This window comes from Streptomyces sp. NPDC088794 (assembly GCF_044750545.1).
Taxonomy (GTDB): Bacteria; Actinomycetota; Actinomycetes; order Streptomycetales; family Streptomycetaceae; genus Streptomyces.
This window is the reverse complement of sequence record NZ_JBIVKB010000001.1, coordinates 228,558-250,573: the sequence shown is the minus strand read 5'-3', so window position 1 is coordinate 250,573 and position 22,016 is coordinate 228,558. Positions and strand designations below refer to the sequence as shown.

Sequence of the window (22,016 nt, the reverse complement as noted above, 5' to 3'; positions counted from 1 at the left end):
TCAGCATGGCCACTGTCTTTCCCCCCGAGTTCGCCGCCCTGGAGCCGTTCGCCGACTGGGCGGTGGCCACCGAGAAGGCCCGCTACGCCAAGCGGATCGGCTCGACCATGGACGAGCTGGACGCCTTCTACAACACGGCGTTCCCGCTGCTGAAGGATGGCACGGAGTACCTCCGGGCCGTCTCCATGGACGACATCTCCGAACCCGACAAGCACCTGCTGTGGGCGTTCTGCGCGCTGGTGACCATCGCCTTCTCGGTCGAGGCCTGGCGGCAGCCCAAGGTGCCCGACACGGGGGCGGCCAGCATCGACGCCGTCTTCGAACCGGCCGTCTGATGCCACGTCCGCGCACCCCGCAGCCGCCCGTCCGGCTGCGCGCCACCCGCATGCTCGACATCGACAAGGGTGAACTGGTCGAGCCGGGCGACTTGTTGATCGACGGCGAGCGCATCGTGGCGCTCGCGCCCACCTCCGTCCCGGCGGACGTCACGGTCGTCGACCTCGGTGATGTCACCCTGCTGCCCGGACTGATGGACATGGAGGTCAACCTGCTGCTCGGCGGCCCCGACCACCGCAGCCCGCTCAACCCGGTGCAGGACGACCCCGCCGTACGGACCCTGCGCGCGGTCGCCAACGCGCGCCGCACGCTGCGGGCCGGCTTCACGACCGTACGCAACCTGGGTCTGTTCGTGCAGACCGGGGGACTGCTCCTCGACGTGGCGCTGAAGAAGGCGATCGACCACGGCTGGATCGAGGGACCTCGGGTCGTCCCCGCCGGGCACGCCATCACCCCGACCGGCGGGCACCTCGACCCGACCATGTTCCAGGCGTTCGCGCCGCACATCATGCCCCTCACCGTCGAGGAGGGGATCGCCAACGGCGTCGACGAGGTGCGCAAAGCGGTCCGCTACCAGATCAAGCACGGCGCGCGGGTCATCAAGGTGTGCGCGTCCAACGGCGTCATGTCCCACACAGGACCGGCCGGCGCCCAGCAGTACTCCGACGAGGAACTGTGCGCCATCGCCGACGAGGCACACCGCGCGGGGCTCAAGGTGGCCGCCCACTGCATGGGCGACCGCGCGGTCCGTGCCGCCCTCGACGCGGGCATCGACTGCGTCGAGCACGGGTTCCTCGTCAGCGACGAGACCCTCGACCTGATGATCGAGCGGGGTACGTTCCTGGTCGCGACCACGTACATCGCCGACGGCATGGACGTCTCCAAGGCGGACCCCGAACTCCAGGCCAAGGCCGCCGACGTCTTCCCGCGGGCCAAGGCGACCACCCGCCGTGCCATCGAGCGCGGTGTCCGCGTGGCCTGCGGCACCGACGCGCCCGCCATCCCGCACGGCCGCAACGCCCGCGAACTCGTCGCCCTCGTCGACCGGGGCATGACCCCGCTCGCCGCCCTGCGGGCCGCGACGACGGTGGCCGCCGAACTCGTCGACGCCGACGACCGGGGCCGCCTGGAGCCAGGGCTCCTCGCCGACATCATCGCGGTCCCCGGCGACCCGCTGACGGACATCGGCGTGACGGAGGACGTGCGGTTCGTGATGAAGGGCGGGGAGGTGTACCGGCACGACGACGCCGGCCGCTGACGTGCCGAGGGGGCACGGAGAAGGGCCGCGGCTGTTGTGGGAGCCGCGGCCCTTCTCCGTACGAGGCTTTTGCGCACGGGCAGTTCGAGGGTGAGGTCATACCTTCCGCGTGATGCCCCCGTCCACGCGCACGATCGCCCCGGTCGTGAAGCTCGACGCCGCGCTCGCGAAGTGCAGGGCGAGGGGAGCCACGTCGTCCGGGACGCCGAGGCGGCCCAGCGGGACGAAGGAGGTGTCGAAGTCCTCGGCCGCCCACGCTTTGTGAGCATCCGTCAGAACCGGTCCCGGCAGGATGGCGTTGACGCGGACCTTCGGCGCGTACGCCTCCGCGAGGCCCACCGTGAGGGCGTTGAGCCCGGCTTTGGCGCAGGCGTAAGGGAGTTCGTGGACGCTCGCCAGCAGCGAGCCCGCCGTACCGATGTTGATGACCGAACCGCCGCCGTGATCCGCCATGTGCGTCGCGGCGAGGACCGCCAGCCGGAACGGTCCCTTGAGATTCACGGCGAGCGTCTTGTCGTAGAGCTCCTCGCTCACCGCGTCGAGACTCTCGTACGGCGGTGACATACCCGCGTTGTTGACCAGGACGTCGAGCCGCCCGAACTCCTCCAGCGTCGCGGACACCAGCCGTTCACAGTCCTCCCACCGCCCGACATGGCAGGCGACGCCCAGGGCCCGGCGCCCGGTCGACGCCCGTATCTCCTCGGCCACCGCCCGGCACGCCTCGACCTTGCGCGAGGCGATGACCACATCGGCACCGGCCGCCGCCAACGTCCGCACGATGGCCCGGCCGATCCCGCGCGAACCGCCGGTGACGACCGCCACCTTGCCGGTCAGGTCGTGCAGCTCCGTGAAGGACGTCACCCGCGTCAGCCTCCCTGCATCGTCGTCAGCAGCTCGCGCCGCAGCAGCTTTCCCGTCGGTGTGTACGGCAGTTCGGCGCGGAAGACGATCACGTCCGGTGTCTTCGAGCCGCGCAGCCGGCCACGCACCCAGGCACGCAGCGCCTCCGCGTCGGTGGCCGCACCCTCGTGGACGACCACGAACGCGGCGATCCGCTCGCCCCACTCCTCGTCCGGCACGCCCACGACGGCCGCCTCGCGGACCGTGTCGTGCCGCAGGAGTACGTCCTCCACCTCCGCGGGAGCGATGTTCTCGCCGCCCCGGATGATGGTGTCGTCGGCGCGCCCCTCGATGAACAGATAGCCCTCGTCGTCGAAGTGCGCGAGATCGCGGGTGTGGAACCAGCCGTCGCCGTCCAGCGTCGTCGCGGGCCCCTTGTGCTCGCCCGATCCCTTGTACTCGCCGGACACCTGCGGGCCGCGCACCCACAACTGGCCCACCGCCCCGGGCAGCAGGACAGCCCCCGTCTCGTCCCGGATCCGCGCCTCCACTCCCGGCACCATCCGCCCGGCCGAGCGCAACCGGGCCCGCACGGCGGGATCGTCGGAGCCGAGCGCCGCCCGATGGTCGTCCGGACCGAGCAGGGCGATGGTCGAACTGGTCTCGGTGAGGCCGTACGCGTTGGTGAACCCGGCGTCGGGGAACGCCCGCAGCGCGGCCTCCAGGACCGTGTGCGGCATCCGGGCTCCGCCGTACGCCAGTGAGCGCAGCGTCGGTACGTCGGCCGGGCCGCCGCCCAGGTGCTCGACGACACGGGCCAGCATGGTCGGCACCACCATGGCCGAGGTGACGCCCTCGGCGCGCACCAGCGCCAGCCAGGCGGCCGGCTCGAAGGCACCGAGGTGCACGATGCGCCGTCCGGCGTAGAGGTTGCTGAGCACCGAGCCGACGCCCGCCACGTGGTACGGCGGCACGCTCGTCAGCACCGCGTCATCGGGGGCGGCCGAGCCGAACTCGACCGTCTGAAGAATGTAGCTGGAGAGATGCCGGTGGCGCAGCACAGCCGCCTTGGGCGCGGCCGTTGTCCCGCTCGTGAACAGCAGTACCGCCGGGTCGTCCGGAGACCCTTCCAGCCCCTCGGCGGGATCCGCCGCCCGCCCCTCGACCAACAGTGCCTCGGGTGTCCGTACCCGAACCCCCTCGAACCCGGCGGCGAACGCCTCGTCCGCGACCACCAGGGGCCGCTCGGTGTGCACGAGCAGGTTGGTCAACGCCTGTGTGGACAAGCGGTAGTTGACGGGGACGAGCGGCACGCCCGCGAGGGCCGCGGCGAACAGCAGGACGGGAAACGCGGGGCCGTTGACGCCGGCGAACACCAACTCCCGCGCACCGGTGCGATGGACGACCGTCGCGACCCCGGCGGCGGTACGACGGAGCTGGGTGCAGGTCGTCCCGGTCCCAGGACCGCGTGACCCCATCGCCACCCGGTCCGGATCGCCCGCCACGGCCATGTCGAGCAGCATCGCGATGTTCAAGGTGCGCACCCTTCCTTCCGCTCCTCGACTGCGAACGGTATTCTACTATCCTGGAAATAACATTCTCCATACCTGTTCGGCAGGGGGCTTCGTGGATTTCGAACTGACCGAGCAGCAGGAGGACATCCGCCGGGGCGTCCGCGAGCTGGCGGCCTCCTTCGGGCCGGAGTACTGGGCCGGGCAGGACGAACGGGCGGAGTTCCCCTGGGAGTTCTACAACGCCTTCGCCAAGGCCGGCTGGCTCGGCATCGCCGTCCCCGAGGAGTACGGCGGCGGGGGACTGGGCGTCCTGGAGGCCTCGCTGCTCCTGGAGGAGGTCGCCGCCTCGGGTGCCGGCATGAACGGCTGCTCCACCATGCACCTGACCATCTTCGGGCTCAACGTCCTGGCCCGGCACGGCAGCGAGCAACTGCGCCGCGAGGTCCTCCCGCACGCCGCCACCGGCGAACTGCACGTCTGCTTCGGCGTGACCGAGCCCGACGCGGGCACCGACACCACCAGCATCTCCACCTTCGCCCGCCGCGACGGCGAGAACTACGTCGTCGACGGCCGGAAGATCTGGATCACCAAGGCCGGGGACTCGCAGAAGATGGTTCTCCTGGCCCGCACCACCCCGCGCGAGGACGTGGACAAGCCGACCAAGGGGATCTCGGTCTTCCTGGTCGACGTCGACCGCACCGCCATGGACATCCGGCCCATCCCCAAGATGGGCCGCAACGCCGTCGCGTCCAACGAGATCTTCATCGACGGCCTGCGGGTCCCGGTGAGCGCCCGGATCGGCGAGGAGGGCGAAGGCTTCCGCTACCTGCTGGACGGCCTCAACCCCGAACGCATCCTGCTCGCCCACGAAGCACTCGGCCTCGGCCGGGCCGCCCTCGACGCGGCCACCCGCTACGCCCGCGACCGGGTCGTCTTCGGCCGTCCGATCGGCCAGAACCAAGGCATCGCCTTTCCGCTGGCCGAGGCCCTCACCCGCCTCGACGCGGCCCGCCTGATGGCCCGCAACGCCGCCTGGCGCTACGACCGCGGCCTGGACTGCGGACGCGAGGCCAACATGGCCAAGTTCCTCTGCGCGGACGCCGGTTTCCAGGCCGCGGACCGGGCCGTGCAGACGCTGGGCGGGATGGGCTACGCCCGCGAGTACCACGTGGAGCGATACTTCCGGGAGTCACGGCTGCTGCGACTCGCCCCGATCAGCCAGGAGATGGTGCTCAACTACGTGTCCCAGCACGTGCTGGGACTGCCGAGGTCGTACTGAGTCGGCTCCTGAGGCGGACAACTCCGCTGGATCGCGCCGGAGACACCGGGTCAGAGACGTCGCGTCAGCGGTCGTTGCGCCGCAGTCGCACGCGGTACGAGTAGTGCTCGGGCAGGAAGTGGCTGATGGCCAGCTCGACGACCTGTCCGGCGGCGGTCCGGTAGACGCGGTCGATGCGCAGGAGCGGTCGGCCCGGCGCGCAGCCCAGGTGTCCGGCGATCTCCGCGGTGGCCTCGGCGACCGTGATGCTCTGCTCGGCCTCCGCGATCGGCTCGGGCAGCCGCTGGTCGAGCAGTCCGATGACGGTGAAGGCGTTCGGCGTGCCAGGCGAGGCCAGTTCCGGCACCGGCTCCAGCAACCGGCCGACGGCGGGCGGCAGCCAGACGGAGGTGTGACAGAACGCCACGTCGTCGTGGAGCCGCAGGAAGGACAGCTTGTGCACCCGGTCGGTGTTGAGGCCGAGCCGGCCCGCCGCGTCGACGTCGACCCGGGCGTGCAGGGGAGTGACGACGTCCATGCGGGTGTCGACGGACAGCCCCATCAGGTCGTCCACCGAGCCGAACTGGCGCAGGTACTGCTCCTCGCGGGGCATCGCGAACGTCCCGCGCCCCGGCACCCGGTGGACCAGCCCCTCGGCGACCAGGTCCTGGAACGCCCGCCGCACGGTCTGCCGGCTCACCTCGTGCCGCGCGGCCAGTTCGGCCTCGGTGGGCAGCCGGACCCCGTCGGGGAAGTCGTGGCGCAGGATCGCCGTCCGCAGCTCGCGCGCGAGTCTGAGATACGTGCTCTCCCGCTGCGCCCGCTCAGCCATCGAGCCCGCCTCGCGCCACCAACTGGGCTGCGATCACGTTCCGTTGGATCTCGTTGGTGCCCTCGCCGACGATCATCAACGGCGCGTCCCGGAAGTACCGCTCGACGTCGAACTCGGTGGAGTAGCCGTAACCGCCGTGAATCCGGACCGCGTTGAGCGCGATCTCCATGGCCGTCTCCGACGCGAACAGCTTGGCCATGCCCGCCTCCATGTCCACCCGGCGCCCGGCGTCGGCCTCCCGGGCGGCGTGCAGCGTCAGTTGACGGGCGGCCGTGAGCTTGGTCGCCATGTCGGCGAGGTAGTTGCCGACCGACTGGTGACGCCAGATCGGCTTGCCGAACGACTCCCGTTCCTGGGCATAGCGCAGCGAGTCCTCCAGGGCCGCGCGGCCCACGCCCAGCGCACGGGCGGCGACCTGGAGCCGTCCGGTCTCCAGACCCTTCATCATCTGACCGAAGCCCCGACCCTCGACACCGCCCAACAGGGCGTCGACGGGGGCGTGATAGTTCTCGAAGGACAGCTCGCAGCTCTCCACCCCCTTGTAGCCGAGCTTGGGCAGGTCGCGGGAGACGATCAGGCCGGGGCCGTGCTCGGCCAGCAGGACGGAGATGCCCTGGTGGCGCGGTTCGGCGGCCGGGTCGGTCTTGCACAGCAGCGCGATCAGGCCGGCGCGGCGGGAGTTGGTGATCCAGGTCTTCGCTCCGTTGACGACGTACTCGTCGCCCTCGCGGCGCGCGACGGTCGTCATCGCCTGGAGGTCGGAGCCGCCGCTCGGCTCGGTGAGCGCCATGGTGGCGCGGACCTCGCCGGTGGCGAGCCGCGGCAGGTGGCGTCGCTTCTGCTCCTCGGTGCCGTACAGGAGCACGAGTTTGGAGACGACGGTGTGGCCGCCCATCGCGCCGGCCAGGCTCATCCAGCCGCGCGCGAGTTCCTCGGTGACGAGCACGAAGCAGGGGGTGGAGACAGGGGTGCCGCCGTACTCCTCCGGAATCGCCAGGCCGTAGACGCCGAGTTCCTTCATCCGCTCGACGAGGTGCTCCGGATAAGTGTCCGCGTGCTCCAACTCCCGCACGACGGGCTTGACTTCCTTGTCCACGAACTCGCGCACGGTGCGTACGATCAGCCGCTCGTCGTCGGACAGGATGTCCAGAACGCTCATCGGGGTCCTTCCTGTTCGGCGTTGGTCAGACGACGCCGTCGGCGCGCAGCGCCTCGATGTCGTCGCGGGTACGGCCGAGGTCGGTGAGGATCGCCTCGGTGTGCTCGCCGACGTCCGGCACGGGATCCATGCGCGCGGGCACTCCGGCGAGGTCGGCGGGTGGCATCAGCGCCTGCACGGTGGCGCCGGGCACGGCCACCTCCCGCCAGCGGTCGCGGCCCGACAGCACCGGGTGGTCCAGGAACGCGGCGATGTCGTTGACCCCGGCACCGGCGATGCCCATCGCCTCAAGGTCCTTGAGGAGTTCCTCGGCGTCGGAGCGGGCGAACCGGTCGGCGACGATCGCGTTGAGTTCCGCGCGGTGGGCGACCCGGTCGGGACCGGTGGCGAAACGCGGGTCGTCGGTCAACTCCGGCCGCAGCAGGAACCGTTCGCACAGGATCGCCCACTCGCGTTCGTTCTGGATGGAGAACAGCACCTGCTTGCCGTCGGCGGTCGGGAAGGCGCCGTAGGGGGCGATCGTGGCGTGCTGGGTGCCCAGGCGGGCGGGCTGGGTGCCGCCGTAGCGCGTGTAGTAGGCGGGCTGGCTCACCCACTCGGCGAGCGCCTCGAAGAGGGACACCTCGACGGGGTGCACCCGGCCGGTGGTGGCCCGGGTGTAGAGGGCGGTGAGGACGCCGGTGTAGGCGTACATCCCGGCGGCGATGTCGGCGACGGAGATCCCGACCCGGGCGGTCTCCTCGGGGGTGCCGGTCAGCGAGACCAGGCCCGTCTGGGACTGCACCAGCAGGTCGTACGACTTGCGGTCGGCCCACGGCCCGTCCGTGCCGTAGCCGGAGATCGTGCACGGGATCAGCCGCGGGTACCGCTCGGTGAGGACGTCGACGCCGAGTCCGAGCCGGCCGACGGCGCCCGGCGCGAGGTTCTGCACGAACACGTCGGCGCCGACGAGGAGTTGGTGCAGGATCTCCCGGCCGCGCGGGTCCTTGACGTTCAGGGTCAGGGACTCCTTGGAGCGGTTGAGCCAGACGAAGTAGCTGGAGTGGCCGTGCACGGTGGTGTCGTAGCGCCGTGCGAAGTCCCCCTCGCCCGGCCGCTCGATCTTGATCACACGCGCGCCCAGGTCGGCCAGTTGGCGGGTGGCGTAGGGGGCGGCCACGGCCTGTTCCAGGCTGACCACCGTGATGCCGGACAGGGGGAGCTGCTGCACGGTCGTGCCTCCTGGTCCTGGTACGCCCCGGGCCGCAGGCGGCGGCCTTGTCTCCTCTGCGCAGATTTGTACGGCCAAATACGCGAGGGTGTCAACGTCGGGACGCCTTTGTGCACATCAATGCGGCACCGGTGCCCGTCGAGTGGACGAGGGCGCCCGGTGCCGTGGACGGTGTGCGAGAGCGCCGCGTCAGGACTCCCGGCTGGGGTCGCACAGGACCATCACCGCACGCGCGACCAGTTCGCCCGCGCCGCCCAGCTCCTGGCGGTAACGGTCCGTCATTCCGCGTACGGTCTCCGCGAAGTCCGGGTCGGCGGCGCGGGAGCGGGCCGGGGGCGGGAGTTCCTGGGCCATCGCGCGGCGGCGGGCCAGGAGGGCGATGATCTCGTCGTCCAGGCGCTCGATGCCGGCGAGTGGCAACCGTGCCGTCAGGTCGGCCTCGTGGTTCGTCGTCGTCACGGTGGATCTCCGTTCTCCCGCGGGAGCGGCCGTCCGCTCCCGTCCTCGTCCCTCATCGCAATCGGTCCTTCAACACCTTGCCCGTCGCGGTCAGCGGCAACTCCTCACGGAACTCCACGGTCCGCGGCACCTTGAACCCGGCCATGTGCTCCCGGCTCCAGTCGATGAGCTCCTGCTCCGACACCGGGCCGTGCCGGACCACGAAGGCCTTGCCCACCTGGCCCATCCGGTCGTCCGGTACGCCGATCACCGCGACCTGCGCCACCGCCGGGTGCTTGAGCAGGAAGCCCTCGATCTCGGCCGGGTAGGCGTTGAAGCCGCCGACGATGAACATGTCCTTCTTGCGGCCGACGATCCTCAGGTGCCCCCGCTCGTCCAGGGAGCCGAGGTCACCGGTGCGCAGCCAGCCGTGCGGGTCGATCGCCTCGGCCGTCGCGGCCGGGTCGTCGAGGTAGCCGCGCATCACGCTGTACCCGCGCACCAGCACCTCGCCGTCGCCGGCGATCCGGATCTCGACGCCGTCGCAGGGGGTGCCGACGGTCGTGGCGATGTCCTCGAAGGAGTCGCCCGGGCGGGAGGCGGTGACCGTGCCGGCCTCGGACAGCCCGTAGCCCGTCATGATCGACCGGAAGGGCAGCTCCTCGCGGACCCTGCGGATGAGTTCCACCGGGATGTCGGCGGCCCCGGTGACCGCCGTACGAAGTGAGGACAGGTCCCGGCCGCCCTTCGACTGCGCCTCCAGGAGGGAGTGGTAGAGCGTCGGCGGGCCCGGCAGCATCGTCACCCGCTCGCGCTCCACCAGGTCGAGCACGACGTCCACGTCGAACACCGGGACGGGCAGGATGGTGGCACCGCGGATCAGGGAGGCCACGCAGCCGGCCTTGTAGCCGAAGATGTGGAAGAACGGGTTGACGATCAAGTACCGGTCGCCCTGCCGCAGTTGGGCCAGGTCGCACCACTCGGCGTACAGCCGCAGCGTCTGCGCGTGCGTCATCAGCACGCCCTTGGGGCGCCCTGTCGTGCCCGAGGTGAACACGATGTCCGCCACGTCGTCGCCGGCCACCGCGCGCTCGAACGGCGAGCCGCTGGTGAGGAAGTCCGACGTGAGGTCGATCACCGGCACACCCGGCGGTCCGGTGAACTCAAGCCCCAGGAAGCCCTGTTGGACGAGCACGGCCTTGGCGCCGCTGCGTACGACGATGTCGTGCGCCTCCTCGGCCCTGAACCGGGTGTTGACCGGAACCAGCACGCCCCCGGCGGTCAGCAGCCCGAACGCGGCCACGATCCACTCGGCCGAGTTGGGCGCCCAGATCGCGACCCGGTCGCCCTTCCCGACGCCCAGCGAGGCGAACGCGCCCGCCGCCACCCGTACCCGCTCGACGAGTTGGGAGAAGGTGAGACGGAGCGGGCCGTCGACGACCGCTTCGGCGGCACCGAAGCGGTCGCCCGCGCTGAGCACCATCTCGGGGATGCTCTCCCATGTCCCGCGCCGATCGACCGTCATGCGTCGATCGGCTCTCACGCGTCGATCAGCCGGGCGAGGTTGCCGCCCATGATCTTCGCCTGGTCGGCCGGGTCCATGCGCTGGAGGGCGTCGATGTAGGAGACCGGGTCCGCGAGGCCCTCCGGGTGCGGGTAGTCCGAGCCGAACAGCACCCGTTCCACCCCGACGATCCCGGAGAGCGCGGCCATGTCCTCCTCCCAGAACGGACTGATGTGGATGCGCCGCTTGACCTCCTCGACCGGGTCGCCCAGGAAGCCCTTGGGCTGCTTCTTGTAGATGTCGGTGAGCTGGTCGAGCAGCGGCACCAGCCAGGAGGAGCCGTTCTCGATGACGGCTACCTTCAGCTCCGGGAACCGGAACAGCGCCCCGTGGCAGACCCAGGACGCCACCGCGTCGGTGACCGGCCGCCACTCGCCCAGCATCCGGAAGACCTGCGCCTGGAACGGGGTCATCTCCTGCTGCCGGCCCTCCCAGTCGCTCGCGTACCGGGAGTAGCCGCTGTCGGAGGAGTGCATGGCGACCAGCACCCCGGCCTCCTCCACCCGCTTCCAGAACGGGTCGAACTCCGGCAGCGCGAACGAGCGCGACCCGCCGAACCCGGGCACCGGCGCGGGGCGTACGAGGATGACCCGCGCCCCACGCTCCAGGCACCACTCCAGCTCCTCGATCGCCTTCTCGACGATCGGCAGGCTGATCACCGGGGTGGTGTAGATCCGGTCCTTGTAGTTGAACTGCCAGGTCTCGTACAGCCATTGGTTGAGTGCGTGGACGACCACATGGATCAGCTCCGGGTCGTCCCGCAACCGCTCCTCGATCAGGCTGGCCAGCGTCGGGAACATCAGCGTCCGCCCGATGCTCAGCTCGTCCATCAGCTCCAGCCGCGGCCCGGGCTCACGGAAGGCGGGGATCGACCGCATCGGCTCGCCGAACAGCTCGCGGTGCGACTTGCCCTCCGGGTTGCCGTTGCGGAAGTAGTCCTCCCACGCACCCGGCCGGGCGACCACCTCGAAGGTGGGGTTCGGGATGTAGTCGCTGATCCGACCCCGGATCGCGATCTTCGTACGGCCCTTCACCTGCACGTACTGGATCGCACTCGCGTACTGCTTCGGGAGGTGCCTGGTGAGCGCCTCCTCGGTCTCGTACAGGTGGTTGTCCGCGTCGAAGAGCGGATACGGCAGAGCACGCGACGACATGAGATCCTCCTTTGCGAATTGAGAGAATCGTATTCTCTTCACGTGCGTACGGCAATGTCCTGACGGAGCCGGAACTTCTGCACCTTGCCGCTGGCGGTCCGCGGGAAGTCCTCGACCTCGTGCAGCTCCTCGGGCCACTTCTGCCGGGCCAGACCGGCCTGTTCGAAGTGCGCGCGCATCTCGTCGAGGGTGGGTACGGGGTGCTCGGGCAGCATCCGCAGGAAGGCGGCGGCGTGCTCGCCGAGCCGTGCGTCGGGCGCGGCGACGACCGCGGCCTCCGCGACGCCGGGCAGCGCGAGCAGCACGTCCTCCACCTCGACCGCGCTGATGTTCTCGCCGCCCCGGATGATCAGGTCGGACTTGCGGCCGGTGATGGTCAGATAGCCGTCCTCGTCCAGCACACCGATGTCGCCCGTGCGGTACCAGCCCTCGTCGTCGAACACCCGCGCCGTCAGGGCCGGGTCGGTGTAGCCGAGGCAGAGGTCGGGACCCCGGCTGAGGATCTCGCCGTCCTCCGCCAGTCTGATCTCCACCCCGGACAGCGCGTCTCCGTCAGTGAACAACCGCTTGGCCTCGGGAGCCGAGTGCCGGGACGAGGTGATCGAAGGATGCTCGGTGCTGCCGTAGGCGCGGAAGACGTGAATCCCGAGGCGGGCCAGGCGTGTGGTGACGGCGACCGGGACCGACGAACCGCCGAGTCCCGCGTACCGCATGAACCGCAGATGGTCGGTGGTGAAGTCGGGGTGGTCGAGGAGGCTCGTGACGTAGTACGGGGCGCCGCCGCCGATGTGGAGCCCGTGGCCGGTCATCAGCCGGAGCGCCCGGCCCGGGTCCCATACGTCGGTGAGGTTGACCGGGGTGCCGTCGAGGACTGGGATCAGGAAGGCGTTGACCATGCCGATGAAGTGGCCGACGGGCGCGGCGGTGAGCTGGTCGCCGCGGTCGGGCGGGTAGCTCGCGGCCAGTTGGCGAGTCTCGTGGCCGAGGGTCTGGTGGCTGTGGACGACGCCCTTGGGGTCACGGGTCGTGCCGGAGGTGAAGGCGATCAGGGCGGGGCCCGTCGGGTCGGCGGGGAGTGTGCCGGTGAGCGGCGCGTCGCTGAGCAGTTCGTCGAAGTCGCGACCCACCACGCCCACCACGGGCACGTCCGCGCACAGGTCCGGCTGGAACTCCAGGTGACCGAACCGTTCGGCGGTGACGAATGCGCGTGGCCGGACCGCGTTGAGGATGTAGCCGACCTCCTTGCGCCCGTAGAAGTGGACGATCGGCACGACGGCCGCCCCGAGCAGGGCCGAGGCCCAGAAGACCGCGGCGGCCTCCATCCAGTTGGGCAGCTGGAAGGCGACGGTGTCACCGGGGCCCACGCCCCGCTCGCGCAGTCCGCCGGCCAGTCTGCGGGCGGTCCCTTCGACGTCCCGGAAGGTGCCGGACCAGGGGCGGACGGCCGAGTGCACCCGGAACGGGACGTCCGGCGCGTGGGCCAGGCCGCGGGCCAGCAGCTCCCCGATCGTGTCCCGGGTCCACCAGCCCTCGGTTTCGTAGCGTTCGACCAGCTCGGCGGGGATCTTTCGCATGTGGGTGCTACCTCCGTACGCGGGCGGCTCTTCGAGGTGGCGATCGGCGGCGCATACGCTATTCTCGGATTTGGAGAATGCCAATATCCCTCGGGGGGAATCGCGTGATCGACCTCGAACTGGACGACGGCCTGGCCGTCCTCACGATCGACCGCCCCCATGCCCGCAACGCCATCTCGCTCGCCACGATGGACGAGTTGGAGAAGGCGCTCGACGCGGCGGCGGGCGCACTGGCCCTGGTGATCAGGGGAGCGGGCGAGAAGGCGTTCGTCTCCGGCGGCGACCTCAAGGAACTGGCCGCCATCCGTACCGAGGAGGACGCGGCGGCGATGGCATGGCGGATGCGGGGCATCTGCGACCGCATCGCCGGCTTCCCCGCGCCCGTGGTCGCCGCGCTCAACGGGCATGCCCTGGGCGGCGGGGCCGAGGTCGCCGTCGCCGCCGACATCCGGGTGGCCGCGGACGACATCAGGATCGGCTTCAACCAGGTGACGCTCGCGATCATGCCGGCGTGGGGCGGCGCAGAACGGCTCGCCGCCCTGGTCGGCAGGGGGCGCGCCCTGATGTTCGCGGGTTCCGGCATGGTCCTCGACGCCGTCGAGGCACAGCAACTCGGCCTGATCGACCGCGTGTTGCCGCGGCCCGCCTTCGAGGAGGGCTGGCGCGCACTGGCCCGGTCCCTGGCGACCGGCCCGGCCGGCGAGGTCAAACGCGTGGTCGGAGAGGGCGGTTCGGCGGACGACGCGGTGCGCGCGTTCGCGCGACTGTGGGCGGCGGACGCCCACTGGGCTGCGGCGGAGCGGCTCACGGCCCGCCGGAGATGAACGACCGGGAGCGGACGGTGGGGCAACCTCTTGCCGGGCGTACGGAACCGGCCGAGGCGGCACGGGCCATCGCCGTCGGAGCCTTGCCGAGCCCGGACCGGGGTCCGCCCCTCCGCGCCGTCCGCTTCAACGGCCCCGACACTCCCTGGTGTCACGACGACATCATCGACGTCGAGACGGGCGCGCGCGATGCCCTGGACGGGGTGATTGTGCTCGGCTTCGACGGCTGGGAGGCCGTCGATCGAGTCAAGTCCCCCTGACCGAAGTGGTGTTCGCCCCCGCAGTGGATGAATTTCGGGCGGCCCGCGAGAGCATGGACGCCCCACAAAGCGTCGCTCGCACCCGCCGAGCGGCCACGGAGGTGACCGATGCGCTTCATCTTCCACTACCCGGAGACGACCGGAACCGACGGAGACGTGCTCGACGCCGGCCCCCTGCACCAGGTCGCCGCCGCGGCCGAGCGGGCCGGCTTCGACGGGCTGTCGCTCAGCGAACACCCCGTGCCCGGCGCCCGCTGGCTCGACAACGGCGGTCACCAGACCCTCGACCCCTTCGTCGCGCTCGCCTACGCGGCCGCCGCGACCGAACGCCTGCGCCTGCTCACGTACTTGGCGGTCGCCCCGTACCGCAACCCCTTCCTGCTCGCCAAAGCCGCCGCCACCCTCGACAAGCTCTCCGGCGGACGCCTGATCCTCGGGCTCGGCGCGGGCTACCAGAAGAGCGAGTTCCACGCCCTGGGCGTCGACATGGACGAACGCAACGCCCTGTTCGACGAGGTCCTGGACGTCCTCCCGCTGCACTGGAGCGGTGAGCGGTTCAGCTACCAGGGGCGGCACTTCAGCGCCCGTGACGTGATCGCCCGGCCCCGGCCCGTGCAGCAGCCGATCCCGGTCTGGATCGGCGGCAACTCGAAGCTGAGCCGACGCCGGGTCGCCGAACGGGCGCAGGGCTGGATGCCGATGTCCGGAGGGGCGCAGCTGAGCGCCACGGCACGGACGCCGGTGCTCGGGTCGGTGGCCGAACTGGCCGTGCAGATCGCCGAGTTGCGTGAAGCGGCGGCCGGGCGCTCCGGCGGGATCGACGTCGTCCACTCCTACGGTGACGTCGAACCGGCCGTCGAGCCCGACCGACACCGGGAGGCGTTCGCCGAGTTGGAGAAGGCCGGTGTCACGTGGACGGTGGTGTCGTGCCCGGCGCGGGCGGCCTCGTTCACGCTGGAGTTCCTGGAGGGCTTCGGCTCGACCTGTCTGCGGTGACGCCGATGCCCCGATGCCCCGATGCCCCGATGCCCCGAAGCCTCGAAGCCTCGAAGCCCCCGAATCTCCGAAGCCTCGAACCTCCGCTGAACGTCAGGTGTTGCGTCCGCCGTTGACGCCGAGCACCTGACCGGTGATGTAGCCGGCCTCCTCCGACACCAGGAACGAGCACGCGGCGGCGATGTCCTCCGGTCGCCCCGGCCGCCGTACCGGCGTGCGCTCCGCGTGGTGGTCCACCGAGCCGCCCAGCAGGCCCCGTTCCTCGGAGGCGCGCAGCATCGGGGTGTCGACGAAGCCGGGCGGAATGGTGTTCACGGTGATGCCCGCCGGACCGAGCTCCAGCGCGAGGGACTTGGTGAAGCCGACCAGACCGGCCTTGGACGCCACGTAGTGCGTCATGAACTGCTGCCCCGAATGGGCGCTGGACGACGAGATGTTCACGATCCGCCCCCACCCGGCTTCCTTCATGTCGGGCACGACCGCCTGGCAGCAGTAGAACGGGCCGTTGAGGTTCACGGCCATGATCCGGTCCCAGGTCTCGTCGGCGATCTTCAGGAACGGGTCGAAGCCGCTCACCCCGGCGTTGTTGACCAGCACGACCACCGGACCGCCCAGCGTGTCCCGCACCCGCTGTACCGCCGCGTTCACCTGCCCACGGTCGGACACGTCGACACCCCCGAAGGCGACCGACTCGCCCCCCTTCTGCCGTGACTCCTCGGCGACCCGCTCGGCCGAGTCCTCGTTCAGGTCCAGTACGGCGGTGGCGAAACCGTCCTCGGCGAGCCGCTGCGCGATCGCGCGCCCGATGCCCGATCCGCCGCCCGTGACGATCGCGGTGCGTCGCTCGCTCATGCCACCTCCTCCTCGCCCGCCAGGGAGGTGCGGTGCATCAGCCGGGCGGAGGCCTCGCCATAGGGCAGGGCCCGGTGCAGCATGCCGGTGTTGTCCCAGATGACGAGGTCGCCCTGACGCCAGCGATGGCGGAGGGTGAACTCCGGCCGGGTGGCCCAGTCGAGGAGCCGGTCCAGCAACTCCCGGCCCTCCTTCGCCTCGCGGCCGACCACCTCGCCGGCCGTGGCCCCGATCAGCAGGGACCTGCGGCCGCTGCGCCGGGTCCAGACGAGCGGGTGCTCGCGGGCCGGGTTGCGGTCCCAGGCGGCCCGTTCCTTCGGCGAGGGGTCCGGGGTGACCAGCAACTGCGAGGCGGTGAAGCTGTGCACGACCCGCACGCCGTCCAGCTCCTTCCGTTCCGTCTCGGACAACGCCTCGTAGGCGGCGAAGGTGTTGGCGAACGCGGTGTCGCCCCCGCCGTCGTCCGCGATCCGACGTGCCGTCAACAGCGTCGCCCTGTTGGGCACTTCCTCCGTCGTCCCGTCGATGTGCCAGTGGAAGGTCGACTCGCGGTAGGCGGCCAGCGGGCTCTTGGACGGGTCGCGGGTGATCCGCTGGATCTCCGGGTGGGTGGCGTGACCGCCCATCGGCAGCGGGACGACCTCGCCCAACAGGCGGCTGAACGCGACCAGTTCGTCGTCGTCGACGTCGGCCTCGCGGTAGATCACCACCCCGCGCCGCTCCAGGGCGGACCGGCACTCCGCCGCGACCCCCGGGTCGACCAGCCGGCTCCCGGACAGGCCCGAGATCTCCACGCCGGTGGTGGGGGTGAGTTCGGTGACGGTGACTGCCATCGCTGAGGCCCTTCTCTCAATTTCGCCAGGGAGATTCTCTGAGATGGAGAACGATGTTTCCGACGCGTCAGATTACCCCGAGGGCGCCCAGCGGCGCTATGCGCGCGTATCGACTCCTGTCACGGCGAAGCCGGCGCCGCCTCGGCCTCCCGTGCCGCCGGATCCCGGTCGACGCGCGGCAGCAACAGCGGTGTCGCCAGCAGCAGTACGCCGGCCAGCGCGATCGCGGGGCGGATACCGATGACGCCGGCCAGGAGCCCCCACACCGCGGTCATCGCCGCGATCGAGGCCTTGCTGGTGACCGACCAGGCGGAGAGCGTACGGGCGATCCGGTCGTTCGCCGTCCGTTCGAGGCGGAAGGTGGAGTACACCGGGTTGAACACCGCCGAGCAGACGATCAGCCCGAACTCGACGGCCATGACGAGCGCCAGGCCGGACACGCCGGGCCCGATGAAGGCCAGCCCGACCGGCCACAGGGCGCGCAGTGTCCCGGAGGTGAGCAGAACGCGCCGTCGGCCGTAGCGGGCGACGAGTCCGCGGGCCATCCGCGAGCCGAGAAGGCCGCCCAGACAGGGCACGGCGAAGGCGAGCCCGTACTGCCAGGGCGGGAATCCGAGGTCGCCGACCATCAGGACCGCGAGCAGCGGCGAGACCGCCATGATCAGACCGTTGTTGAGGACCGTGTTGAAGAACAGCGGGCGCAGATCGGGGTGGCCCAGGATGTACCGCCACCCGTCGAGCAGACCGCCCGTCGACGCCCGGCCCCCGGTCGCGGGCGGCTGCTCCTTGCCGCCGATGGCGCGGAGCCCCAGCGCCGACAGGAGAAAGCTGACCGCGTTCGTCAGCACCGTCAGCACCGGGCCGAACAACCCGATCGCGGCGCCGCCGAGCGGCGGGCCGAGCACGGTCGTGGTCCACATCGTCGCCTCGAAGCGGCTGTTGGCGACGAGCAGGTCCTCCGGCGGCACCAGGGCCTTGAGGTAGGCCCCACTGGCCGCGGTGAAGCTGATGTCGGCCGCCGCGGTGAGAACCGCCACAACCAGAAGTTGTACGAAGGTGAGCGCGCCGAACGCGTAGGCGGCCGGGACCGTGAGCAGCGCCCCGCACCGGACCAGGTCCATCGCGATCATCACCGGCCGCTTGCGCCGGAACTCCATCCAGGGCCCGAGCGGCACCGCGACCGCCGCCCCGACCGCCAGCCCGGCCGCCGCCAGGGTCGACGCCTCCAGGGGTCCGGCATGCAGGACGAGCACCGCGATCAAGGCGAACGCGTCGAAGGCGAGCCAGGTGCCGAGCGAGCTGACGGCATAGGCCCCCCACAACCACCTGAACCGCCGCCCCAGCGACCGTTTCTCCCCCGTGCCCACGAACAACCCCTCCCGCACCCGTTGCCGACCCGCACATCAAAGCGGTCAACCGGGAGCAGATCAAACAACCATCCTGCCCGGCACGCGACAACCGGTAGTTGTCACGCGCAGCCGCCCATGTGGGGCCGGCGAACTCCGGAAGTGGCCGACGAGCCCTGGAGTCGGCGGTAGAACTGACCCCGTGGATCTCGATGCCGTACGCACCTTCGTGGCCGTCGCCGACGCCGGACAGTTCCGGGAGGCCGCCCTCTCCCTGTCGATCACCCAGCAGGCGGTCTCCAAGCGGGTCGCCGCGCTGGAGAGGGAACTGGCCGTGCGGCTGTTCACCCGCACGGCGCGCGGAGCCGTCCTCACGGTGGACGGGCAGGTCCTCCTGCCGCACGCCCGCGACCTGCTGCGCGCCGAGGAGCGGGCCGCGGCCTCGGTGCAACCCGGCCGACGCGCGCTCCGCGTCGACGTGATCGGACGCCGACTCGCACCCGCCGACCTGCTACGGGACTTCCACCGGGCCCACCCCGAGGCCGCCCTCGACGTCGTGACCCTCTTCGACGCCGAGGCGGCGATCGCCGCGGTCCGCTCGGGCACCGTCGACGCGTCGTTCCGCGCGCTCACCCGCCCCGCCCGGCAACTGCCCGACGGACTCTCGGCCGCGCGCGTCCACCACGAGCCGCTCCAACTGCTCACCGGCCCGCGACACGCGCTCGCCGCCGCCCGTGAGGTGACTCCGGCGCGGCTGGCCGGGCACCGGATCTGGATGCCCGGCAATGTCGCCGGCACCGAATGGGCCGTCTTCTACGACGACCTGGCCGCCGCCTTCGGACTCACCATCGAGGTGACGGGCCCCGACTTCGGCACCGAGCCGCTCCTCGACACGATCGCGGACTCCCCGCACCTGGCGACCCTCGTCGGTGAAGGAACGCGCATGGTCTGGCCCGCCGACCATGACCTGCGGCGCATCCCACTGCACGGCCCGACACCGGCGTACCCGCACTCGCTCCTGTGGCGCGCCGACAACCCGCACCCCACGCTCGCCCTGCTCCGTGCCCATCTCGGCACCGCACGCTCGGGCGGTGACCTCTGGACGCCGAAGTGGGCCCGCTGACACGCGCGTTGACAGCCGTACGGTACCGAAGGCCGGTCACTAGGTGATGGCGCCCGCCGCCTTCAGCTCCAGGATCCGGTCCCAGTCCAGCCCCAGCTCCAGCAGGATCTCCTCGGTCTGCGCCGCGAACTCGGGTGCCGGGCCCAGGTGCGGGGCGGTGACGTCGAACTGCACCGGATTCGCCACGAGTTCGAGCTCGCCGGCCGGCAGAATGTACTCGTTCGCCCGGACCTGCGCGTCCACGCCCACCTGTACGGAGTCCTGTACGGGCGCCCAGGGCCCCGCCAGTGTCGCGAGCCGCTCCGTCCACTCCGCGAGCGTGCGGGTGGCGAACACCTCGCGGAGGATCTTGACCGCCTCCTCGGTGTTGGCGGCGATCTGCTCGGCCGTCGCGAAGCGCGGGTCCTCGGCCAGTTCGGGCCGGTCGAGGTGACGGCACACGTCGGCCCAGAACTTGCCAGGCTGGAGCATCACCAGCGACAGATAGCGGCCGTCGGCCGTGCGGTACAGGCCCGTCAGCGGATTGGCGGGGGAGTTGTGGGCCCCGGGCGGCGAGGCGACCCAGCTCCGGTCGAGGTGGAGGGAGAGCGCGATGCCGTGGCCCATCGCCCACACGCCGCTGCCGAGCAACGACACGTCCACGACGGACGGTTCGCCGGTGCGCTCGCGCTTCAGCAGCGCCGCCGCGATGCCTCCGGCGAGGTTCGTGCCGGAGATGGTGTCCCCGTAGGCGGGCACGGGCGGGGTGATCATGCCCTCGGTGCCGGCCGGCGTCAGGCTGGCCGCGGTGCCGGCCCGCGCCCAGAACGCCGTCATGTCGTACCCGCCCCGGTCCGACTCCCGGCCCCGGGGACCGAGCGCGCTGCCGCGGGCGTAGACGATGTCCGGGTTCACCTCGCGGATGTCGGCCACGTCGATGCCGAACTTCCGCCGGGCGGAGGGCAGGAAGCTGGTGAGGAAGACGTCCGCCCGCCGGGTCAGCTCGTACAGCACCTCCTTGCCCTCGGGCCTGGCCATGTCGAGGCCGATGCTGCGCTTGCCCCGATTGGCGTGCTCCACATTGGGGTTGGGGTCGCCCTCGACCTTGAACGTGCCGGTCTGCCGCAGCCCGCGCTGCGGATCGCCGGTGACCGCGTGCTCGACCTTGACCACGTCCGCGCCCCAGTCGGCGAGCACGGCGCCGGCGGACGGCACGAAGCCGTACATCGCCACTTCCAGCACCCGGATCCCGGCGAGCGGTCCTTCACCGCTCATGCGATCACCTCTCCGAAGGTCTTGCGCTCCATGAACTCCTCCACGCCGTGTGGAAATGAGGTTCTCTCAGGCTGAGATCGCGTGAGTATTCAGGTGAGAACCCTACCGTGGCGCCAGGGGTCCGTCACGACCCGAGCAGGGCATTTCCCAGGGCTGTCGCGCGATGACACAAAGTCCGGACACGGCCCTTCCGGCCGACACGTCGTTGAAAGTATGGTTCTCGCATTCGGAAGGGTGATTCTTGCCCACTGCTACAGGACAGGAAAGGAACCCGCCATGGGACGAGTCGAGGGCAAGGTCGCGTTCATCACGGGCGCCGCGCGCGGACAGGGCCGCAGCCATGCCGTACGGCTGGCCGAGGAGGGCGCCGACATCATCGCGGTGGACATCTGCCGCGACTTCGAGACGGTCGGCTACCCCATGGCCACCCCCGAGGACCTGAAGGAGACGGCCAGGCTGGTGGAGGAGCGGGGCCGGCGGATCGTCGCCCGCCAGGCCGACGTACGCGACGCGGCACAACTGCGCGAGGCGCTGGAGGCCGGGCTCGCCGAACTCGGCGGCCTGGACATCGTGGTGGCCCAGGCGGGCATCGCCCCGCTGCACGGCGAGCCCAAGCTACAGGCGTGGTGCGACGCCGTCGACGTCGACCTGATCGGCACCATCAACGCCATCCAGGTCGCCCTGCCGCACCTGCGCGAGGGCGCCTCGGTCATCGCCACCGGTTCGACCGCCGCCCTCATGGAACACGGCATCGTCGACACCCCGGGCGCCAACCCCGGTGGCTCCGGCTACGCGTTCGCCAAGCGGGCCCTGTCGGAGTACGTGCACGAACTCGCCCGCAATCTCGCCCCGTTGAACCAGCGCGCCAACGTCGTCCACCCCACCAACGTCGACACCCGCATGCTCCAGAGCGACCCGATGTACAAGTCCTTCCGGCCCGACCTCGAGCACCCCACCCGGCAGGACGCAGAGCCGGCCTTCTCCGTGCAGCAGGCCATGCCGGTCTCGTTCGTCGAACCGGTCGACATCAGCAACGCGGTGCTCTTCCTCGCCTCCGACGAGGCCCGCTACATCACCGGCACCCAACTGCGCGTCGACGCCGGCGGTTACCTCAAGTGGTACGACTGGCGGAAGTGAACCGACGCCGCCCGATGGAGCCAAGTCGCGCAGAAATAGAGGGAGTTGAAGAAGTGAAGGTCCGGGTCGACCCGGAGCGCTGCCAGGGCCACACGCTCTGCGCCATGATCGCTCCGAAGGCGTTCGAGCTCGACGAGATCGACGGCCATTCCTCGGCCGTCAGCGAAGAAGTCCCGGCCGACCAGGAAGCGGAGGTGCGGGAAGCCGCGCACTCCTGCCCGGAACGAGCCATCCAGCTGTTCTGAAGGGAGGGC

General features: G+C 70.9%; 22 protein-coding genes. 9 read left to right on the top strand and 13 right to left on the bottom strand.

Annotated features, from left to right (window positions below):
- The first annotated feature begins 5 nt into the window (after positions 1–5).
- Together ACIP6U_RS01195 and ACIP6U_RS01190 are read left to right on the top strand one after the other, a co-directional pair.
- Positions 6–335 (top strand): hypothetical protein, encoded by a 330-nt coding sequence (locus ACIP6U_RS01195; RefSeq protein ID WP_401711102.1) that lies wholly within the window; start codon positions 6–8, stop codon positions 333–335.
- Positions 335–1,594 (top strand): amidohydrolase family protein, encoded by a 1,260-nt coding sequence (locus ACIP6U_RS01190; RefSeq protein ID WP_401711100.1) that lies wholly within the window; start codon positions 335–337, stop codon positions 1,592–1,594. Before ACIP6U_RS01195 ends, ACIP6U_RS01190 begins: the two co-directional genes overlap by 1 nt.
- Before the next feature lie 96 nt (positions 1,595–1,690).
- Here ACIP6U_RS01190 and ACIP6U_RS01185 read toward each other — a convergent pair whose 3' ends face one another.
- Both ACIP6U_RS01185 and ACIP6U_RS01180 read right to left on the bottom strand, forming a co-directional pair.
- Entirely contained in the window at positions 1,691–2,455 is a 765-nt protein-coding gene (locus tag ACIP6U_RS01185; protein ID WP_401711097.1) for an SDR family NAD(P)-dependent oxidoreductase, read from the bottom strand.
- A 5-nt stretch (positions 2,456–2,460) separates the two neighbouring features.
- Positions 2,461–3,978, bottom strand: coding sequence for a class I adenylate-forming enzyme family protein (locus ACIP6U_RS01180; RefSeq protein ID WP_401711094.1), 1,518 nt, complete (start codon positions 3,976–3,978; stop codon positions 2,461–2,463).
- A gap of 82 nt (positions 3,979–4,060) precedes the next feature.
- Between ACIP6U_RS01180 and ACIP6U_RS01175 the strand changes: the two genes are divergently transcribed.
- Positions 4,061–5,227 (top strand): acyl-CoA dehydrogenase family protein, encoded by a 1,167-nt coding sequence (locus ACIP6U_RS01175; RefSeq protein ID WP_401711091.1) that lies wholly within the window; start codon positions 4,061–4,063, stop codon positions 5,225–5,227.
- A gap of 64 nt (positions 5,228–5,291) precedes the next feature.
- On the opposite strand, the gene ACIP6U_RS01170 is transcribed toward ACIP6U_RS01175, so the two are convergent.
- The 7 genes from ACIP6U_RS01170 to ACIP6U_RS01140 all read right to left on the bottom strand — a co-directional run bounded on the left by ACIP6U_RS01170 (position 5,292) and on the right by ACIP6U_RS01140 (position 13,137).
- A complete protein-coding gene (locus ACIP6U_RS01170) occupies positions 5,292–6,038 on the bottom strand; it encodes a GntR family transcriptional regulator (protein ID WP_401711088.1) in 747 nt (248 codons plus the stop codon).
- Positions 6,031–7,197 (bottom strand): acyl-CoA dehydrogenase family protein, encoded by a 1,167-nt coding sequence (locus ACIP6U_RS01165; protein WP_401711085.1) that lies wholly within the window; start codon positions 7,195–7,197, stop codon positions 6,031–6,033. The genes ACIP6U_RS01170 and ACIP6U_RS01165 overlap by 8 nt, the downstream gene beginning before the upstream one ends.
- A 25-nt stretch (positions 7,198–7,222) precedes the next feature.
- A complete protein-coding gene (locus ACIP6U_RS01160) occupies positions 7,223–8,407 on the bottom strand; it encodes a CaiB/BaiF CoA transferase family protein (protein ID WP_401711083.1) in 1,185 nt (394 codons plus the stop codon).
- A gap of 189 nt (positions 8,408–8,596) precedes the next feature.
- Positions 8,597–8,866, bottom strand: a complete 270-nt coding sequence (locus ACIP6U_RS01155; RefSeq protein WP_401711080.1) for a hypothetical protein — start codon at positions 8,864–8,866, stop codon at positions 8,597–8,599.
- Between the two features lie 52 nt (positions 8,867–8,918).
- A complete protein-coding gene (locus tag ACIP6U_RS01150; protein ID WP_401711077.1) occupies positions 8,919–10,370 on the bottom strand; it encodes a FadD3 family acyl-CoA ligase in 1,452 nt (483 codons plus the stop codon).
- A gap of 14 nt (positions 10,371–10,384) precedes the next feature.
- Positions 10,385–11,563: an amidohydrolase family protein gene (locus ACIP6U_RS01145; RefSeq protein WP_401711074.1), complete on the bottom strand. Its 1,179-nt coding sequence runs from the start codon at positions 11,561–11,563 to the stop codon at positions 10,385–10,387.
- Positions 11,564–11,601: 38 nt separating this feature from the next.
- Positions 11,602–13,137: an AMP-binding protein gene (locus tag ACIP6U_RS01140; RefSeq protein WP_401711071.1), complete on the bottom strand. Its 1,536-nt coding sequence runs from the start codon at positions 13,135–13,137 to the stop codon at positions 11,602–11,604.
- 104 nt (positions 13,138–13,241) lie between these two features.
- Here ACIP6U_RS01140 and ACIP6U_RS01135 point away from each other — a divergent pair, with 104 nt between their 5' ends.
- The 3 genes from ACIP6U_RS01135 (at position 13,242) to ACIP6U_RS01125 (ending at position 15,217) form a co-directional block, all read left to right on the top strand.
- Positions 13,242–13,961: an enoyl-CoA hydratase/isomerase family protein gene (locus tag ACIP6U_RS01135; protein WP_401711068.1), complete on the top strand. Its 720-nt coding sequence runs from the start codon at positions 13,242–13,244 to the stop codon at positions 13,959–13,961.
- 17 nt (positions 13,962–13,978) lie between these two features.
- Positions 13,979–14,221 (top strand): hypothetical protein, encoded by a 243-nt coding sequence (locus ACIP6U_RS01130; protein WP_401711065.1) that lies wholly within the window; start codon positions 13,979–13,981, stop codon positions 14,219–14,221.
- A gap of 108 nt (positions 14,222–14,329) precedes the next feature.
- Positions 14,330–15,217 (top strand): LLM class F420-dependent oxidoreductase, encoded by an 888-nt coding sequence (locus tag ACIP6U_RS01125; RefSeq protein WP_401711063.1) that lies wholly within the window; start codon positions 14,330–14,332, stop codon positions 15,215–15,217.
- Positions 15,218–15,310: 93 nt separating this feature from the next.
- On the opposite strand, the gene ACIP6U_RS01120 is transcribed toward ACIP6U_RS01125, so the two are convergent.
- From ACIP6U_RS01120 to ACIP6U_RS01110, 3 genes are all read right to left on the bottom strand, one after another.
- Entirely contained in the window at positions 15,311–16,069 is a 759-nt protein-coding gene (locus ACIP6U_RS01120) for an SDR family NAD(P)-dependent oxidoreductase (RefSeq protein ID WP_401711061.1), read from the bottom strand.
- Positions 16,066–16,902 (bottom strand): TauD/TfdA dioxygenase family protein, encoded by an 837-nt coding sequence (locus ACIP6U_RS01115; RefSeq protein WP_401711058.1) that lies wholly within the window; start codon positions 16,900–16,902, stop codon positions 16,066–16,068. The genes ACIP6U_RS01120 and ACIP6U_RS01115 overlap by 4 nt, the downstream gene beginning before the upstream one ends.
- A 119-nt stretch (positions 16,903–17,021) precedes the next feature.
- Positions 17,022–18,269, bottom strand: a complete 1,248-nt coding sequence (locus ACIP6U_RS01110) for an MFS transporter (protein ID WP_401711055.1) — start codon at positions 18,267–18,269, stop codon at positions 17,022–17,024.
- Positions 18,270–18,450: 181 nt separating this feature from the next.
- Here ACIP6U_RS01110 and ACIP6U_RS01105 point away from each other — a divergent pair, with 181 nt between their 5' ends.
- Complete coding sequence (locus tag ACIP6U_RS01105) at positions 18,451–19,371, top strand: LysR family transcriptional regulator (protein ID WP_401711052.1); 921 nt, start codon at positions 18,451–18,453, stop codon at positions 19,369–19,371.
- A 39-nt stretch (positions 19,372–19,410) separates the two neighbouring features.
- On the opposite strand, the gene ACIP6U_RS01100 is transcribed toward ACIP6U_RS01105, so the two are convergent.
- Positions 19,411–20,625 (bottom strand): CaiB/BaiF CoA transferase family protein, encoded by a 1,215-nt coding sequence (locus ACIP6U_RS01100; RefSeq protein ID WP_401711049.1) that lies wholly within the window; start codon positions 20,623–20,625, stop codon positions 19,411–19,413.
- 276 nt (positions 20,626–20,901) lie between these two features.
- On the opposite strand from ACIP6U_RS01100, the gene ACIP6U_RS01095 reads away from it, so the two are divergent.
- Positions 20,902–21,762, top strand: coding sequence for a mycofactocin-coupled SDR family oxidoreductase (locus ACIP6U_RS01095; RefSeq protein ID WP_401711047.1), 861 nt, complete (start codon positions 20,902–20,904; stop codon positions 21,760–21,762).
- Positions 21,763–21,776: 14 nt separating this feature from the next.
- Positions 21,777–22,007, top strand: coding sequence for a ferredoxin (locus ACIP6U_RS01090; RefSeq protein ID WP_401712867.1), 231 nt, complete (start codon positions 21,777–21,779; stop codon positions 22,005–22,007).
- Positions 22,008–22,016 lie beyond the last annotated feature (9 nt).